Here is a 14,638-nt window from a genome sequence, read left to right as displayed (position 1 = left end):
AGCCCGATCCGCCGCGTTTGCCGCCAGATAGAGGGGAGTACGCCGTGACCGCCGTCATCGAACCCAGTCAGGACACCTACCGGGTGGAGGAGTTCGTCGAGGCAGCCCGGGAGAGGGTGGGAGTCCCGGACTTCGAGTTCGCGCACCTCGACGCCCTCGACCGGCTGCTGCGGTCGTTGGACACCGAGGGCGGCCTGAACGAGGCCGGTCGGCGGTCTGTCCGGGGCGCCCTGGTCGCCGCGCTCGCCACCCAGGCCGCCGCGTACCGGGCCCGGGTGAAGAACCCCGAGATCGCCTCGGTCGAGATCAACCAGCCGGTGTTCATCACGGGCATGACCCGCAGTGGCACCACGCTGATGCACAACCTGCTCGGCCAGCACCCGGACCTGCGCTCCCCCGACCTGTGGGAGCTGATGGCGCCGGCGACCGACGGCCGCGACGAGGCGACCCGGCAGGCGCTCGTCCAGGCGGCGGAGAACTTCTGCACCGACTACTACACCGTCGCGCCGGCGCTCAAGCCGGTGCACCTGTGGGAGCCGCACCGCCCCGACGAGGACCACCGGCTGACCGCGCCGACGTTCAAGACGATGGCGTACGAGCTGCGTTACACCGTGCCCAGCTACGGCGAGTGGCTGCGCACCCAGGACCAGTACGACGCCTACGACTACCACCGCTACCTGATGCAGCACATCGTCTGGCGGGTGCCCACCGACACGCTGGTGCTCAAGGACCCGTTCCACCTGTGGCGGGCCGACGCGCTGGCGCGTACCTACCCGGACGCGCGGCTGATCTACATGCACCGCGCCCCGAGCGTCACCATCCCCTCGACGTGCAGCCTCACCGAGATCATCCGACTCGCGCGCGCCGACCAGGTGGACCGCCTCGCGCTCGGTAGGCTCTGGACCGAACGCTTCGCGGAGATGCTCGACCTGTTCGCGCGCGCCGAGCGGGACAAGCTCGCCGACACGCCGGTGCTCGACGTCGACTACCAGCGCCTGATGGCCGACCCGATCGCGGTGATGGCCGAGATCTGCGACTTCCTCGGTGCCCGCTGGGACGGCGAGGTCGAGCAGGCGTTCCGCGGTTACCTCGCGGCGAACCGCAAGGACAAGCTCGGCAAGCACGTCTACCGGGCCGAGGACTACGGCCTGGACGCCGACGAGCTGGACGAGCGCTTCTCCGCATACCTGACGAAGTACCAGATCGGAGGACGGGTGTGAGCACGACGTCGGAGCCCACGGTGCTGGAGACGCTCAACGAGCAGTTCCGCGCCTTCGCCCGTACGGTGGCGGGCGCCCCCACGGTCACCGTGGGCATCGTGACCCCACTGTCCCTGCCCGGTGACCCCACGGCCGGCACGTTGACCGCCCGCGGCGCCCTGATCGGTGCCGAGTACGTGCGGGACCACGGTGGCATCCGCGACGGACTCCAGTTCGACTTCGTCGTCCGCGACGACCAGGAGACCGTCACCCTCGACGGTGGCACGATGCCCCGCTCGGCGGTGGGCGCGCTGGCGAAGGTCGCGATCGTCGACGGGGCGCTGGCCGTCCTGGGCCCCTGGCACCTGCGCTACACCGAGGAGGTCGCGGAACTCGCCGACCGGATCGGGGTGCCGCTGTTCATCGAGAACGCCCACCCCGGGGTCACCGCGCGGCAGCGGCGGGCGGTCTTCCGCACGTTCACCTCGATGGCCGAGCGCGCCCCGGTGCTGATCCGGTTCGCCGCCGACCAGGGTTTCCGGCGGGTCGGCCTGATCCACGCCGACACGGTGTTCGGCCGCAGCGCCGCCGCGCTGCTCACCGCCGAGTTGCAGGCGGCCGAGGAGCCGATGGAGCTGTACTCCGTGGAGTTCGCCCAGGAGTCGACCACGGACCTGCGCCCCCAGCTGCGCGAGATCCAGCAGTGGCAGCCGGACGTGGTGATCAACGTGGGGGTGGTCCGCACCAACCACCTGATCGTGCAGCAGGCCGCCGAGATCGGGCTGCTGCCGCAGGTGCCCATGCTGGCACCCTTCCAGTGGCCGCTGCGGGCGCCGGACTACTGGAAGGCGCTCGGCGTGCACGGCCTGCACATGGTCTGGCCGGCCACCCAGTTCAGCCCGAACTGGTCGGGGTTGACCCCGATCGGCCGGTGGTTCGTGGACCGCTACCGCGACACGTACGGCACGCCGCCGCCGGACACCGCCCTCAACGCCTTCACCGACATCACCATCATCGCCCAGGCCCTGCGCCAGGCGGACGGGGTCGGCCGGGCGGAACTGATCGACGCCTTGGAGAAGGGCACCTTCGACACCTGGCGTGGCCCGGTCAGCTTCGCCCGCGGCGAGACCCACTGGCACCACAGCCCACCCCCGGTGGTGCTGCAGCAGTACCAGGAGATCGACCAGGACATCTCCACCGTGCCGATCGTCTACCCGCCCGAGCTGCGTACCGCCGGGTACGTGCGGCCGGGCACCTCGAACTGACCGGCCCGACCGGCCGACACCTGTGGGGAGACAACGCCATGGCGTTCACTTCGACCGCATCCGAAACCGCATCCGACCTGCGGATGTCCTACCTCGACGTGCTCGAGGCCGAGGCGGTGCACATCATCCGTGAGGTGGCGGGCACGCTGGAGCGACCCGTCCTGCTGTTCAGCGGCGGCAAGGACTCCGCCGTAATGCTCCACCTGGCCCGCAAGGCGTTCCTGCCGGGCCAGCTGCCCTTCCCCGTGCTGCACGTCGACACCGGGCACAACTTTCCCGAGGTGATCGAGTACCGCGACAAGGTGGTGGCGGAGCACCAGCTCACGCTGCGGGTGGCGCACGTGCAGGACTACCTCGACGACGGCCGGCTCACCGAGCGGCCCGACGGCAGCCGCAACCCGTTGCAGACCGTACCGCTGCTCGACGCCATCACCCAGCACCGCTTCGACGCCGTGTTCGGCGGCGGGCGGCGCGACGAGGAGAAGGCGCGGGCCAAGGAGCGGGTGTTCTCGCTGCGCGACGAGTTCGGGCAGTGGGACCCCCGCCAGCAGCGCCCGGAGCTGTGGAACCTCTACAACGGTCGACACGACCCGGGTGGGCACGTGCGGGTGTTCCCGCTGTCCAACTGGACCGAACTCGACGTGTGGAACTACATCGCCCGGGAGGAGATCCCGCTGCCGGCCATCTACTTCGCCCACCAGCGTCAGGTCTTCCTGCGCGACGGGATGTGGCTGACGCCGGGGGAGTGGGGCGGTCCGCGCCGCGACGAGCAGCTGCAGGAACGCACCGTGCGGTACCGCACCGTCGGGGACATGTCGTGCACGGGCGCGCTGGTGTCCGACGCCGCCACCATCGACCAGGTGATCGCCGAGATCAGCCTGTCCCGGATCACCGAACGCGGGTCGAGCCGGGCCGACGACAAGTTGTCCGACACCGCCATGGAGGACCGCAAGCGGGAGGGGTACTTCTAGTGACCACGCTCAGCCTCGAGACTGCCCGCGACGGTGAGCTGCTGCGGCTCGCCACCGCCGGCAGCGTCGACGACGGAAAGTCCACCCTGGTGGGACGCCTGCTCTATGACTCCAAGTCGGTGCTGGCCGACCAGTTGGAGGCGGTCGAGTCCGCCAGCCGCGCCCGCGGCTACGGCCAGGCCGACCTCGCCCTGCTGACCGACGGTCTGCGGGCCGAACGTGAACAGGGCATCACCATCGACGTCGCCTACCGTTACTTCGCCACCGGCAACCGCCGGTTCATCCTGGCCGACACCCCCGGGCACGTGCAGTACACCCGCAACATGGTCACCGGCGCGTCGACCGCCCACCTGGCCGTGATCCTGGTCGACGCCCGGCACGGCGTGGTGACCCAGACCCGGCGGCACACCGCGGTGGCCGCGCTGCTGCGCACCCCGCACGTGGTGCTGGCGGTCAACAAGATGGACCTGGTGGGTTTCGCCGAGGACCGGTTCGCCGAGATCGACGACGAGTTCCGCCGGCTGGCGGGTTCCCTCGGGGTTCCCGACGTGCGGTCCATCCCGTTGTCGGCGCTGCGCGGCGACAACGTCGTCGACGCCTCGACCGAGATGCCGTGGTACACCGGGCCGACGTTCCTGCAACACCTGGAGCGGGTGGACCTCGACGAGGACCTGACCGCCCTGCCGGCCCGGCTGCCCGTGCAGTACGTCCTGCCCGACGGATCGCTCGCCGGCCAGATCGTCGCCGGTCAGCTCCGTCTCGGGCAGCAGGTGCTGGTCGTGCCCGCCGGACGGCCGGCGGTGGTCACCGCCATCCACCGGCTCGGCACGCCCATCGAGAACGCCCGCGCCGGCATGTCGGTCAGCGTGCAGCTCGACGGGGAGGGCGAGGTGGGACGCGGCGACATGATCGTCGCGGCGGACCGGATCCCGACGACGACCCGGCAGGTCACCGCGACGCTCTGCCACGTCGCGGAGCGCCGGCTCGGCGAGGGCGCCCGGGTGCTGGTGCAGCACCAGACCCGGGTCGTGGGGGGGACGGTCACGTCGATCGTCGACCGGCTCGACCTCGCCACGCTGGAGCACACCCCCAACTCCGATCCGCTGGCCGTCAACGACATCGCGGGCGTGGTGCTGGACCTCGACGAGCCGATCGCCGCGGACCCCTACCGCCTCATCCGGGGCACGGGGTCGCTGCTGCTCATCGACCCGCGCGACGGGGCGACCCTCAGTGCCGGACTGGTCGGTCCGGCGTTCCGATGATTCAACCGAAGGATGTACGACGGTGCCCGAAGTGAACCGAATCCTGGTGGACATGTTCGTCGACCCGGTGTGCCCGTGGGCGTGGCTGACGTCGCGTTGGCTGCTCGACGCCGAACGGCAACGCCCGATCGACGTGCGGTTCCGGATCATGAGCCTGTCCGCCCTCAATGAGGGACGTGCCGACATCGACGCGTTCTACCAGCGCAACATCGGGCCGTGGCGGCGGCCGGTGCGGGTGCTGATGGCGGCCGAACAGCAGCACGGGCCGGACGCCGTCCGGTCGCTCTACGACGCCATGGGCACCCGCCGGCACGTCAAGGGCCAGTCGTACGGGCCGGCCCTGTACAAGGCGGCGCTCACCGAGTGCGGGCTGCCCGGGGAGTTGGCCGACGCGGCGGACGACGCGGGGCTCGACGACGCGGTGCGCAAGAGCCACCTGGCGGGGATGCAGCCGGTCGGGCTGGACGTCGGCACGCCGACGATCCACGTGCACGTGCCCGGCAGTGATCCGGTGGCGCTGTTCGGCCCGGTGGTCACGCCCGCCCCGCGCGGTGAGGACGCCGCCCGGCTGTGGGACGGCTTCCTCCTGGTCGCCCAGACCCCCGGCTTCTACGAGCTCAAGCGCAGCCGCACGAGTGGCCCGCAGACCCGCTGACGACCGGCCGGGGCGACGCCATCTCACCGATGGCGCCGCCCCGGCGTTTTTCCCAGGAAGGTGACCGTCCCGACATGCAGGAGCCGTCTGTGCCCAGGATCGGCGACGAGGTGGTGCGGCGCTACCTCGCCCGTCTGGACGAGCCCGGCCGGCCGGGGGTGAACCTGGCCACGCTGGTCCGACTGCACGAGCGTCACGTCCGGCGGGTTCCTTACCACAACCTCGACATCCGGTTGGGGTTACCCACCGACGTCGACCCGGCCGGCAACGCCGCGCGGCTGGCCGACGGCGACGCCGGCTACTGCTTCCACCTCAACGGGGCGTTCGCCGCGCTGCTGGCCGCGTTGGGCTTCGACGTCACCCTGCACCGGGGACAGGTGAAGAAGGCGCCGGCGTTGCCCGACGGGGTGGAGTTCGCCAACCACCTGACCATGACCGTCACCGTGGAGGGTCGGCGCTGGTTCGTCGACGTCGGGCTCGGCGACGGACTGCTGGGTCCGGTGCCGTTACGTCCCGGCGTGGTCCGGCAGCCGCCGCTGACCTTCGGTTTCGCGCGCGCGACGTGGGGTTGGCGGTTCACCCACGATCCCCGGGGGTCGTTCACGGTGATGGACTGGGAGGACCGGCCGGCGCAGCCGCAGGAGTTCGCCGCGGCCCACCGGCTGCTCTCGACCGCACCGGGTTCCACCTTCGTCCGCCGGTTCATCGTGACCAACCGGGGCCCGGGTGAGGTGGTGTGGTCGCTGGTCGACCGCCTGCTGACCCGCATCGACGGCGACGGTGTGCACCGGCGGGCGCTGACCACCTTCGACGAGTGGCGTCGGGAGCTGGAGGAGACGTTCCTCCTGCGGCTCGACGACCGGCACGCCGCCGGGCTGCGGGGGCTGTGGCAGCGGTTGCCACGGCACCCCGGCAGCGCCGCCGGCTGACCCGCTGCCCCGACAGGAGACGACATGCAGATCAGCACCGGCGCTGACGGTGTGCCGCGTTGTGGCTGGTGCACCGCCACCCCCGTGTACGTCGCGTACCACGACGACGAGTGGGGCCGGCCCGTGCACGGCGAGGCCCCGCTCTTCGAGCACCTGGCGTTGGAGACCTTCCAGGCGGGGTTGTCGTGGTCGACGATCCTGCACAAGCGGGACGCCTTCCGGTCGGCCTTCGACGACTTCGACCCGGAGACCGTCGCCGGCTACGACGACACCGACGTGGCCCGGCTGCTCGGCACCGAGGGCATCGTGCGCAACCGGGCGAAGATCGAGGCGACCATCGGCAACGCCCGGCTCGTCGTGGCGTTGGCCGGGGACCTCGACGCCCTGCTGTGGTCGTACGCGCCGACCGGTGCGCGGCCCCGTCCCCACTCGACGTCGCAGGTGCCGGCCCGGACACCCGAGTCGACCGCGATGGCCCGGGAGTTGAAGCGGCGCGGGTTCCGGTTCATCGGCCCGGTCGGCGCGTACGCCCTGATGCAGTCGACCGGGATGGTCGACGACCACCTGGTGGGCTGCCACCGCGCCGTCGACGGTTGAACCCGGTCCGGGTGCGGCCCCGTCGCCTGACGGGGCCGCACCCGGTCTCGTGCTCAGCCCGCGACGCCCAGCAGACGCTGCACCGTCGGCAGGTCCCCGCGCAGTTCGCTGGTGGGGCACCGGTGTGCGATGCGCCCCCGGACCAGCACCGCCGCCTCCTGGGTCACCCCGAGGGCCAGGTGCAGGTCGTGTTCCACCAGCAGCAGCGTCAGCCCCTCCCGGACCACCACCCGCAGCGCCTCGGCCACCTGGTCGACGACGATGGGCGCCAGCCCCTCGGACGGCTCGTCCATGAGCACCAGCCGCGGGTCGGTGGCCAGGGCCCGGCCGATGACGAGCATCTGCTGTTCGCCGCCGGACAACTGCCCGGCGAGGTGCCGCCGCCGCTGCGCCAGCCGGGGGAACAACTCGTACACCCGCTCGGTCGGCCAGGTCCGGCCGCCGTGCCGGGTGGCCAGGGCGAGGTGCTCGTGCACCGTCAGCGTCGGCCACACCCGCCGCCCCTGCGGCACCAGCGCCACCCCGGCGCGGGCGAGCCGGTCGGCCCGCCAGCCGGTGACGTCCCGACCGTCCAGCAGCACCTGCCCGCCGGTGGGCCGCAGCAGCCCCGCGAGGGTGGAGACGAAAGTGGACTTGCCGACCCCGTTGCGGCCGAGCAGGGCCAGTGCCTGCCCCGCCGGCAGGTCGAGGTCCAGCCCGTGCAGCACCTGCCCCTGCCCGTAGCCGGCGGTCAGCTCACGCACCTCCAGGAACACCGTGCACCTCCTCCATCCGGCCGCCGAGGTACGCCTGCTGCACCTCGGGGCTGCGCCGTACCTGCTCGGGGGTGCCGCTGTGCAGCACGGTGCCGAGGTGCAGGACGCTGACCCTGGTCGCGACGTCGAAGACGACGTCCAGGTCGTGCTCGACGAACACGATCGTCACGGTGGGCGGTACGCCGCGCAGCAGCTCCACCAGCCCACCCCGTTCCTCCCCGGACATGCCGGCCGCCGGCTCGTCCAGGAGCAGCAGCTGCGGTTTCGCGGCGAGCGCCACCGCGATCTCCAGGCGTCGGCACTGGCTGTAGGACAGCGCCGTCACCGGCCGGTCCGCCAGGTCGCCCAGGTCCACCGAGGCGAGCGCGGCGGCGACCTCGGCGCGGCGCTGCCGGTCGGTGTGCCGGGCCAGCAGCCGACCACCGGTCAGCGCCAGGGTCACGTTCTGTGCGGCGGTGAGCGAACCCAGCAGGGTCGAGTGCTGGAAGCTGCGGCCGATGCCGGCGCGGGCCCGTCGGTGGACCGGCTCGCGGGTGACGTCCCGGCCCCGGTAGTGGAGGGTCCCGGCGGACGGGCGTTCCTGCCCGGCGATCAGCTTGAGCAGGGTGCTCTTGCCGGCGCCGTTGGGTCCGATGAGTGCGTGCCGCTCCCCGGCGGCCACCGTCAGCCGTACGCCACGCAGGACGTTCAGCGCGCCGTAGCGGTGGTGGACGTCCTGGCAGCGGAGCAGATCGATCATGACGTGGTCCTCCTCAGCCGGATGCGGGCGATCCCCGTGGGCAGCAGATAGACGACGAGGACGAACAGCAGCCCCAGGGCGAGCGGGCCGTGCCCGTCGAGGGTCGCGCCCAGCGAGTCCCGTACGACGATGACCAGGGCCGCGCCGAGGCAGGGCCCCCACCAGGAGCCGGTGCCCCCGATCACCACGGCGAGCAGGGCGAGCGCGGAGGTCTCGAAGCCGGCGTCGGCCGGGGTCACCAGTCGCTGCTGGGCGGCGAGCAACCCGCCGGCCAGTCCGGCGACCGCACCGGCGAAGACCAGCGCGCCGAGCTTGATCGCGGTGGTCCGGTAGCCCAACGCGCGCATCCGGTCCTCGCTGTCGCGGATGCCCCGCAGCACCACACCGGGGGTCGACGTGGACACCAGGCGCAGGGCGAGCATGCCCACCACGAAGAAGCCCAGCACGTACCAGTAGGTCGTGGCGGGTTGGTCGAGGACCGTGCCGAACATCGACGGCGCCGGCACCCCGTACAAGCCGTTGGAGCCGCCGGTCACCGCCTCCCAGCTGTCGGCGGCCTGCTGGGTCAGCTCCCCGATCGCCAGGGTCAGCATGAGGAAGAACACCCCGTGGGTGCGGACGGCGACCGCCCCGGCGACCAGCGCGACCAGGGCCGCGACGACCACCCCGACCAGGAGCGCCCCCGCACCGGTCGTCTGGTGGGTGGCGGTCCAGGCGGCGGCGTACGCGCCGACGCCGAAGAACGCGGCGTGCCCCAACGACGGCAGTCCGACGACGCCCACCAGCAGGTTGAGGCTCGCGGCGAGCAGTCCGAAGACGAGGATGCGGGTCAGCGTCGTCGTCGCGTAGGGAGCGAGGTAGAGCGGGGCGGCGGCCAGCACCAGGGTGCCGGCGGTGGTCGCGGCCACCGTGCGGAACCCGGTGCCCAGCCGGGGGCGGGCGGGGGCCCGGGTCTGGACCAGGGATGTCATCGTCGTCCTCCGGGGGCGAGGGTGAACAGGCCGCGCGGGCGGACGACCAGCACCGCCGCGAGCGTGCCGAAGAGCAGGAAGGAGGCCAGGCCGGGCAGCACCGCCCGGCCGACGGACTCGACCTGGCCGAACAGCAGGGCGGCGATGAGCGGCCCGCGGATCGAGCCGAGCCCACCGACCACCACGACGACCAGGGCGAGCACCAGGATCGTGGTGTCCAGCCCGGGGCGGGCGTGGTAGATGGGTGCGCCGAGCAGCCCGGCGAGGGTGGCCAGCACCGAGCCCAGGACGAACACGCCGCCACGGACCAGGCGCGGGTCCACCCCGACGGTGGCGACCATGTCCCGGTCGCTGACCGTCGCGCGGAACAGCGCGCCCAGCGAGGTCCGTTCGACGGTCCAGTACACGGCGGCGGCGAGCAGGGCGGCTACCCCGACGAGGGCGAGCCGGTAGCTCGGGTAGCTCCAGCCGGCGATGGTCACGGTGCCGTCCAGCCCGGCGGGTGGCTCGGTGGCCCGGACGTCGTCGCCGAACAGCGCGGACAGGACGTCGGCGGCGACCAGGGCGATGCCGAGGGTGAGTAGCGCCTGTTCCAGGTGGGAACGCCGCGACAGCGGCGCGGTCAGCAGTGACAGCAGGCCACCGGCGGCGGCACCGAGCACGACGACGGCGACGACCGCCCGGGCGAGCGACGGCCAGGTCTGCTGCTCACCGCCGATCCACCAGGCGAGGTACGCCCCGGTGAGGAACAGTGCGCCGTGGGCGAGGTTCAGCACGTCCATCATGCCGAATATCAGGGACAGGCCGGCGGCGGTGATGAATAGCAGCAGCCCGATGGCCAGGCCGTTCACCATCGCCGTCACGGCGATCTGCGTGGTGGGCATCGCGGAGGCTCCGTCCGGTGGTACGGCTACGACTGGGGGTCGAGCGGGCCGAGGTCCGCGACGACGCCGTTGACGGGTGCGCCGGCCCGGGTCTGCACCCGGCGCAGGTAGAAGTTCTGTCGGGGCGACTGCTGCGTGAAGGACCACGGGCCACGGGGGCTGTCGGTGATGACGCCGATCGAGTCGAGGGCCCCGGCGAGGCTGTCCCCGTCGACGGCGTCGGCCTGCGCGATGGCGCGGGAGAGCACCTCGGCGGCGTCCCACGCCTGCACGGCGTAGGCGGTGGGGGCGGCGTCGTAGGCGGCGCGGTACGCCTTACCGAACGCGACGTTGGCGGGGTTGTCCAGTTCGGAGGTGTAGTGCAGGGTCGACAGCACCCCGTCGGCCGCCTGCCCCTGTGCGCCGAGCACGCCGCCCTCGACGAGGAAGCCCGACGCGTACAGCGGGATGGTGCGGGAGAGGCCGAACTGGGCGTACTGCTTGACGAAGGCCACCGACTCGGCGCCGCCGAAGAAGCAGAAGGTGCCCTGCGCGCCGGAGGACTGGATGCGGCTGAGGAAGGGCTGGTAGTCCTGGGTCTTGCCGAACGGCGGCTGGCTCTGGCCGACGATGGTGCCCCCACCGGCCCGGTAGGCGTTGCTGAACCCCTTGATCGCCTCGGTGCCGGCGACGTAGTCGGGGGCGATGGCGTAGATCCGGCGGACGCCGCTGGTGGCCAGGTGACGTCCCATCGCGGCGGCGACCTGGGCGTTGGTGAACGAGGTACGCCAGATGTAGGGGCTGCGGTTGGTGCTGGTGATGGCACCGGCGCCCGCGTTGGCGATCACGAGCAGCCGGCGGGCGCTGGTGACCAGGTCCCGTACGCCGAGGGCGGTGGCGGAGCTGACGACGCCGACCAGCACGTCGACCCGGTCGTTCTGGAGCAGCTTCTGTACGGCCGGCACCCCGGTCTGCGGTCCCTCGCCCTCGTCGGCGACGACGGTGGTGACCCGGCGACCGCCCAGCCGCCCGTCGTGCTGGCGCAGCCAGAGGTCCCAGCCGCGCTGGATGTCGACGCCCAGCGGGGTGTAGACCCCGGCCTGGGGGATGACGAGGCCCACCTTGACGGTGTCGGTGCCGCTGCTGACCGTGGTGGCGCCGAGGCTGCTGCCGCAGCCGGTGAGGCCGGCGACGCCGAGGCCGGCGGTGAGGCCGAGGAATGTCCTGCGGTTGATTCCGGTCATGACCCAACTCCCGAACGTATCGAGCAGGATTAGTGGCCTGAAGGTATGGCCGGCCGTCGGGGGCGGCCAGTGCCACATCGTCGAGCGGTCCGGGTCCACTCCGGTGGCGGGCGGTGCCGGTGTCGTCGATGGGTGGACGGGGTGCGCCACCCGGTCCCGGGCGGCGGTGATTGGCCCCGTCGACCGGCGGCAAGTGGCCGTTTCCCGCCCCGGCGACCCGTGGCACGCTGCTGGTCGCCGTCCGGTCCGACCAGGTGAGGAGTTCCCGTGCGCGCGTACGGCCGGCGGGACGGTTCCGCCGACGGTCCACGCCCCCGGGGTACGCGTACCCCTGGGGTGGTCGCACCTGACACCGCGGGCGTCGCGCCTGCGGTGTCGTGCTGTCCGTTCCCGGGTGGGGTCGGCGCGTCCGCTCGGACGGCAACCGGCGTCGACCGTCTAATGGGCGGTGCGCCCCGCCGCGGGCGTGACCGCCCGCCGACCGGAGGGAACCGACAATGCTGACACCCGACCAGGTAAGGGACTTCGCCCTCGCGATGCCGGAGGCGGTCGAGCAGGAGACGTGGGGGCATCCCACGTTCCGGGTGCGCGAACGCATCTTCGCCAGCACCTCCGCCGACGGGGTGGTGGCGATCGTCCGGGCGTCGAAGGAGGACCAGGCCGAGCTGATGGCGGCGGACCCGGAAACCTACGACCCGGCGGACTACTTCGGCCGGTACGGCTGGGTCCGGGCGCAGCTCGCCACGGCGGACCCGGACGAGATCCGGGAGCTGGTGGTGGAGGGGTGGCGGCGGGCGGCACCGAAACGGCTGGTGGCGCAGTACGACGGCACGTCCGCCCGGACTTCGGGGCGGTGACGGCGGTGGCCGCGATCATCCTGGGTTGGAATCCCCAGCGGTGGAACGGGTGGACGCCGAGCTACGAGGAGCTGTCGCCGACGGTCTCCCCGCAGCGCACGTTGGCCGGTTCGTGGACGGTGGGGCGGCGGGTGAACATTCCGGTGGGGGCGGACGCCTGGCTGTTGATGCAGGGTCGCCACCGGGGTCTGGTCGGGCATGCCGTGGTGACCCGCGCCCCCTATCCCGGCCCGCACGACCGGGACCCGACGGTGACGACGAACTACGTGGACGTCGCGTGGGACGGGCTGCTGCCGGTGGCGCGGCGGATCGTTCCGGAGGTGCTGACGACGGAGGCGTCCGGGGTCGCCTGGGGCTACGTGTTCAGCTCGGGCACCGGTGTGCCCGCCGCCGCCGAGGAGCAGGTCCACCAGGTCTGGCAGCGCTACGCGCTGGACTGAGCCGCGCTGGACTGAGCCGCAGGGCCGGTCCGGTTGGGTGCGACCCGTCGCACCCAACCGGACCGGCCCTGCGGCCGAGGGTCAGCGGATCGCCGGTACGGGTTCGGCGGCCATCGCGGGTACCTCGTCGGGCGCCGGTGCGCGGGTCGCCAGCAGCGGGCCGGCCATCGCGGTGGTCACCAGTGCCATGACGACCATCATGGTGAACAGTTGTCCGTCGAGGACGCCGAGGGAGACGCCGATGTTGAGCACGATCAACTCGGTCAGCCCCCGGGTGTTCATCAGGACACCCAGTCGTCGTGCCTGCGGCCAGGGCAGGCCGAAGGCCCGCGCGGGGAGGGCGGCGCCGGCCATCTTGCCGACGCAGGCGACCAGGATGATCGCGGCGAGTTCGAGCAGGTTGGTCAGGGTCAGCGCGGCGATGTCGACGCTCAGCCCGGTGACGATGAAGAAGACCGGCAGCAGCACCAGGCCGATGTTCTCGAACGGCACCCGGATGTGTCTGGTCAGCGGCTCCGCGGGGTGCCGGGGCATGACGAATCCGAAGGCGAAGGCCCCGAAGATGGCGTGGATGCCGATCCAGGTGGTGGCGTAGGAGGACAGGAAGACGCCGGCGGCGGTGATGGCCGCGAGCTGGTAGGTGTTCGGTCCGATGCGGCGGATCAGGGCGGCCAGGCCGGGGCGGACCGCGAGGGCCATGACCGCGACGTAGCCGGCGGACATGAGGACCACCTGGACGAGGTCGGTGGCGTCGCGGGCGGTGGCGACCGCCGCGACCACGGCGAGGATGCACCAGGCCAGCACGTCGTCGATGGCGGCGCTGGCCAGTGCCAGCACGCCGACCTGGGTGTGGGACAGGCCGCGGTCGCGCAGGATGCGGGCCAGGACGGGGAACGCGGTGATGGCCATGGCGGCGCCGAGGAAGAGGGCGAACGCGAGGAACGGCACGTGCTTGCCGGCGATCGTCGCGTGCCGGGGATAGATGAGGTTGGCCAGGCCGACGCCGAGGGTGAAGGCCAGGGCGATGGAGCACACCGACACCGACACGGTGAGGCTCTTGCGTCGGGAGACGATGCGCCGGTCGAACTCCCACCCGATGAGGAACATGAACAGCAGGAGGCCGACCTGCGAGATGGCCGACAGGTAGGGCCGGGCGGCGGCGGGGAAGAGCAGGGTGGTCAGGTCGCCGGGGAGCAGACCGAGCAGGCTGGGGCCCAGCGCGATGCCGGCGACGATCTCGCCGATCACCACGGGCTGCCGCAGCCGGCGGGCGATCCCGCCGAACAGGTGGGCTACCAGGAGGACGAGGGCGATGTCGGCCATCACGATTGCAGCGGTGAGTTCGGCCGGCGTGGCTACGGACTTCATGAGATCTCCGGATCTGGGCGGGAGAAGGCTGGTCCGGGGTCGGCGCCGGTGTGTTCACGGCGGCGCGGATCACCGACCGTAGCAGCGGATTTCCCGGCCGGACACGGCCATGTCCGGCGGGTTGGGGGTGCCATTTGCCGATTGATCGTGGTGGGGATGGCGGCCGGTGGGAAACGCGATCGCCCCCCAGGTGTGTGCCGGTTAGTCGCCGCCGGGCGTCCCGTCGCCGGAAGAATGCGGCGAGTCGACCGGGTAACTGGCAGGTCGGCTTACCGACACCGCTTCGTTAACCTGAAATCGTGCATTCCAGAAGAGTCGTTCGGTGATTGTCGTCTATGGCCCGATTTTCGGGGCCAATACTCGCTACCCTGCGTCACCTTAACGTCACGCGCCGAAATGAGTGCTGGGCAGGGGGTCGTCCAGTGGCACCCTCTCGGATCAAAGAATGGCTCTGGTTGCCCTGCTAACGCTGGGTTAGCCTTCCTGACGTTCCGTTCTTCCCTCGACACAGAGAGTGGAGTCA

At 71.9% G+C, this 14,638-nt stretch carries 15 protein-coding genes; 9 read left to right on the top strand and 6 right to left on the bottom strand.

Going from position 1 to position 14,638, the window contains the following annotated elements:
• Window positions 1-44 precede the first annotated feature (44 nt).
• From J7462_RS08045 to J7462_RS08015, 7 genes are all read left to right on the top strand, one after another.
• Window positions 45-1,220: a sulfotransferase gene (locus J7462_RS08045; protein ID WP_219463141.1), complete on the top strand. Its 1,176-nt coding sequence runs from the start codon at window positions 45-47 to the stop codon at window positions 1,218-1,220.
• Window positions 1,217-2,464: an ABC transporter substrate-binding protein gene (locus tag J7462_RS08040; RefSeq protein ID WP_219463139.1), complete on the top strand. Its 1,248-nt coding sequence runs from the start codon at window positions 1,217-1,219 to the stop codon at window positions 2,462-2,464. Before J7462_RS08045 ends, J7462_RS08040 begins: the two co-directional genes overlap by 4 nt.
• 38 nt (window positions 2,465-2,502) lie before the next feature.
• Window positions 2,503-3,435, top strand: a complete 933-nt coding sequence (gene cysD / locus J7462_RS08035) for a sulfate adenylyltransferase subunit CysD (RefSeq protein ID WP_208570064.1) — start codon at window positions 2,503-2,505, stop codon at window positions 3,433-3,435.
• On the top strand, window positions 3,435-4,697 hold the full coding sequence (locus tag J7462_RS08030) for a sulfate adenylyltransferase subunit 1 (RefSeq protein ID WP_219463137.1): 1,263 nt from the start codon (window positions 3,435-3,437) through the stop codon (window positions 4,695-4,697). Before cysD ends, J7462_RS08030 begins: the two co-directional genes overlap by 1 nt.
• A 52-nt stretch (window positions 4,698-4,749) precedes the next feature.
• Entirely contained in the window at window positions 4,750-5,352 is a 603-nt protein-coding gene (locus J7462_RS08025; protein WP_208570076.1) for a disulfide bond formation protein DsbA, read from the top strand.
• A gap of 74 nt (window positions 5,353-5,426) precedes the next feature.
• The gene (locus J7462_RS08020; protein WP_219463129.1) at window positions 5,427-6,281 is read left to right on the top strand and encodes an arylamine N-acetyltransferase; all 855 of its coding nucleotides are present in this window, start codon (window positions 5,427-5,429) and stop codon (window positions 6,279-6,281) included.
• A 24-nt stretch (window positions 6,282-6,305) separates the two neighbouring features.
• Window positions 6,306-6,878 (top strand): DNA-3-methyladenine glycosylase I, encoded by a 573-nt coding sequence (locus J7462_RS08015; protein WP_219463126.1) that lies wholly within the window; start codon window positions 6,306-6,308, stop codon window positions 6,876-6,878.
• A 53-nt stretch (window positions 6,879-6,931) separates the two neighbouring features.
• On the opposite strand, the gene J7462_RS08010 is transcribed toward J7462_RS08015, so the two are convergent.
• The 5 genes from J7462_RS08010 to J7462_RS07990 are packed head-to-tail and all read right to left on the bottom strand — an operon-like array spanning window position 6,932 to window position 11,450.
• Window positions 6,932-7,633: an ABC transporter ATP-binding protein gene (locus J7462_RS08010; RefSeq protein ID WP_219463124.1), complete on the bottom strand. Its 702-nt coding sequence runs from the start codon at window positions 7,631-7,633 to the stop codon at window positions 6,932-6,934.
• On the bottom strand, window positions 7,614-8,372 hold the full coding sequence (locus J7462_RS08005; RefSeq protein WP_219463123.1) for an ABC transporter ATP-binding protein: 759 nt from the start codon (window positions 8,370-8,372) through the stop codon (window positions 7,614-7,616). The genes J7462_RS08010 and J7462_RS08005 overlap by 20 nt, the downstream gene beginning before the upstream one ends.
• Window positions 8,369-9,343 (bottom strand): branched-chain amino acid ABC transporter permease, encoded by a 975-nt coding sequence (locus J7462_RS08000; protein WP_219463121.1) that lies wholly within the window; start codon window positions 9,341-9,343, stop codon window positions 8,369-8,371. The genes J7462_RS08005 and J7462_RS08000 overlap by 4 nt, the downstream gene beginning before the upstream one ends.
• Window positions 9,340-10,227 (bottom strand): branched-chain amino acid ABC transporter permease, encoded by an 888-nt coding sequence (locus J7462_RS07995; RefSeq protein WP_208570057.1) that lies wholly within the window; start codon window positions 10,225-10,227, stop codon window positions 9,340-9,342. Before J7462_RS07995 ends, J7462_RS08000 begins: the two co-directional genes overlap by 4 nt.
• 26 nt (window positions 10,228-10,253) lie before the next feature.
• Window positions 10,254-11,450, bottom strand: coding sequence for an ABC transporter substrate-binding protein (locus tag J7462_RS07990; RefSeq protein ID WP_219463119.1), 1,197 nt, complete (start codon window positions 11,448-11,450; stop codon window positions 10,254-10,256).
• Window positions 11,451-11,947: 497 nt separating this feature from the next.
• Between J7462_RS07990 and J7462_RS07985 the strand changes: the two genes are divergently transcribed.
• Together J7462_RS07985 and J7462_RS07980 are read left to right on the top strand one after the other, a co-directional pair.
• The gene (locus J7462_RS07985) at window positions 11,948-12,307 is read left to right on the top strand and encodes an MmcQ/YjbR family DNA-binding protein (protein WP_219463117.1); all 360 of its coding nucleotides are present in this window, start codon (window positions 11,948-11,950) and stop codon (window positions 12,305-12,307) included.
• 5 nt (window positions 12,308-12,312) lie between these two features.
• Window positions 12,313-12,747: a hypothetical protein gene (locus J7462_RS07980; RefSeq protein WP_219463115.1), complete on the top strand. Its 435-nt coding sequence runs from the start codon at window positions 12,313-12,315 to the stop codon at window positions 12,745-12,747.
• An 81-nt stretch (window positions 12,748-12,828) separates the two neighbouring features.
• Here J7462_RS07980 and J7462_RS07975 read toward each other — a convergent pair whose 3' ends face one another.
• Complete coding sequence (locus J7462_RS07975; RefSeq protein ID WP_219463113.1) at window positions 12,829-14,115, bottom strand: cation:proton antiporter; 1,287 nt, start codon at window positions 14,113-14,115, stop codon at window positions 12,829-12,831.
• Between the last annotated feature and the right edge of the window lie 523 nt (window positions 14,116-14,638).

This window comes from Micromonospora sp. RL09-050-HVF-A (assembly GCF_019374995.1).
GTDB classification, from domain to species: domain Bacteria; phylum Actinomycetota; class Actinomycetes; order Mycobacteriales; family Micromonosporaceae; genus Micromonospora; species Micromonospora antibiotica.
Note: the sequence above shows the minus strand (reverse complement) of the source record. Positions and strands in the feature narration are given on the sequence as shown.

Excerpts from the sequence above, each read along its gene's own strand:
- J7462_RS08025 (WP_208570076.1), top strand. The coding sequence starts at position 4,750 with ATGTTCGTCGACCCGGTGTGCCCGTGGGCGTGGCTGACGTCGCGTTGG.
- J7462_RS07990 (WP_219463119.1), bottom strand. The coding sequence starts at position 11,450 with ATGACCGGAATCAACCGCAGGACATTCCTCGGCCTCACCGCCGGCCTC.
- J7462_RS08015 (WP_219463126.1), top strand. The coding sequence starts at position 6,306 with ATGCAGATCAGCACCGGCGCTGACGGTGTGCCGCGTTGTGGCTGGTGC.
- J7462_RS08000 (WP_219463121.1), bottom strand. The coding sequence starts at position 9,343 with ATGACATCCCTGGTCCAGACCCGGGCCCCCGCCCGCCCCCGGCTGGGC.
- J7462_RS08005 (WP_219463123.1), bottom strand. The coding sequence starts at position 8,372 with ATGATCGATCTGCTCCGCTGCCAGGACGTCCACCACCGCTACGGCGCG.
- J7462_RS07975 (WP_219463113.1), bottom strand. The coding sequence starts at position 14,115 with ATGAAGTCCGTAGCCACGCCGGCCGAACTCACCGCTGCAATCGTGATG.
- cysD (WP_208570064.1), top strand. The coding sequence starts at position 2,503 with ATGGCGTTCACTTCGACCGCATCCGAAACCGCATCCGACCTGCGGATG.
- J7462_RS07995 (WP_208570057.1), bottom strand. The coding sequence starts at position 10,227 with ATGCCCACCACGCAGATCGCCGTGACGGCGATGGTGAACGGCCTGGCC.
- J7462_RS07985 (WP_219463117.1), top strand. The coding sequence starts at position 11,948 with ATGCTGACACCCGACCAGGTAAGGGACTTCGCCCTCGCGATGCCGGAG.
- J7462_RS08020 (WP_219463129.1), top strand. The coding sequence starts at position 5,427 with ATGCAGGAGCCGTCTGTGCCCAGGATCGGCGACGAGGTGGTGCGGCGC.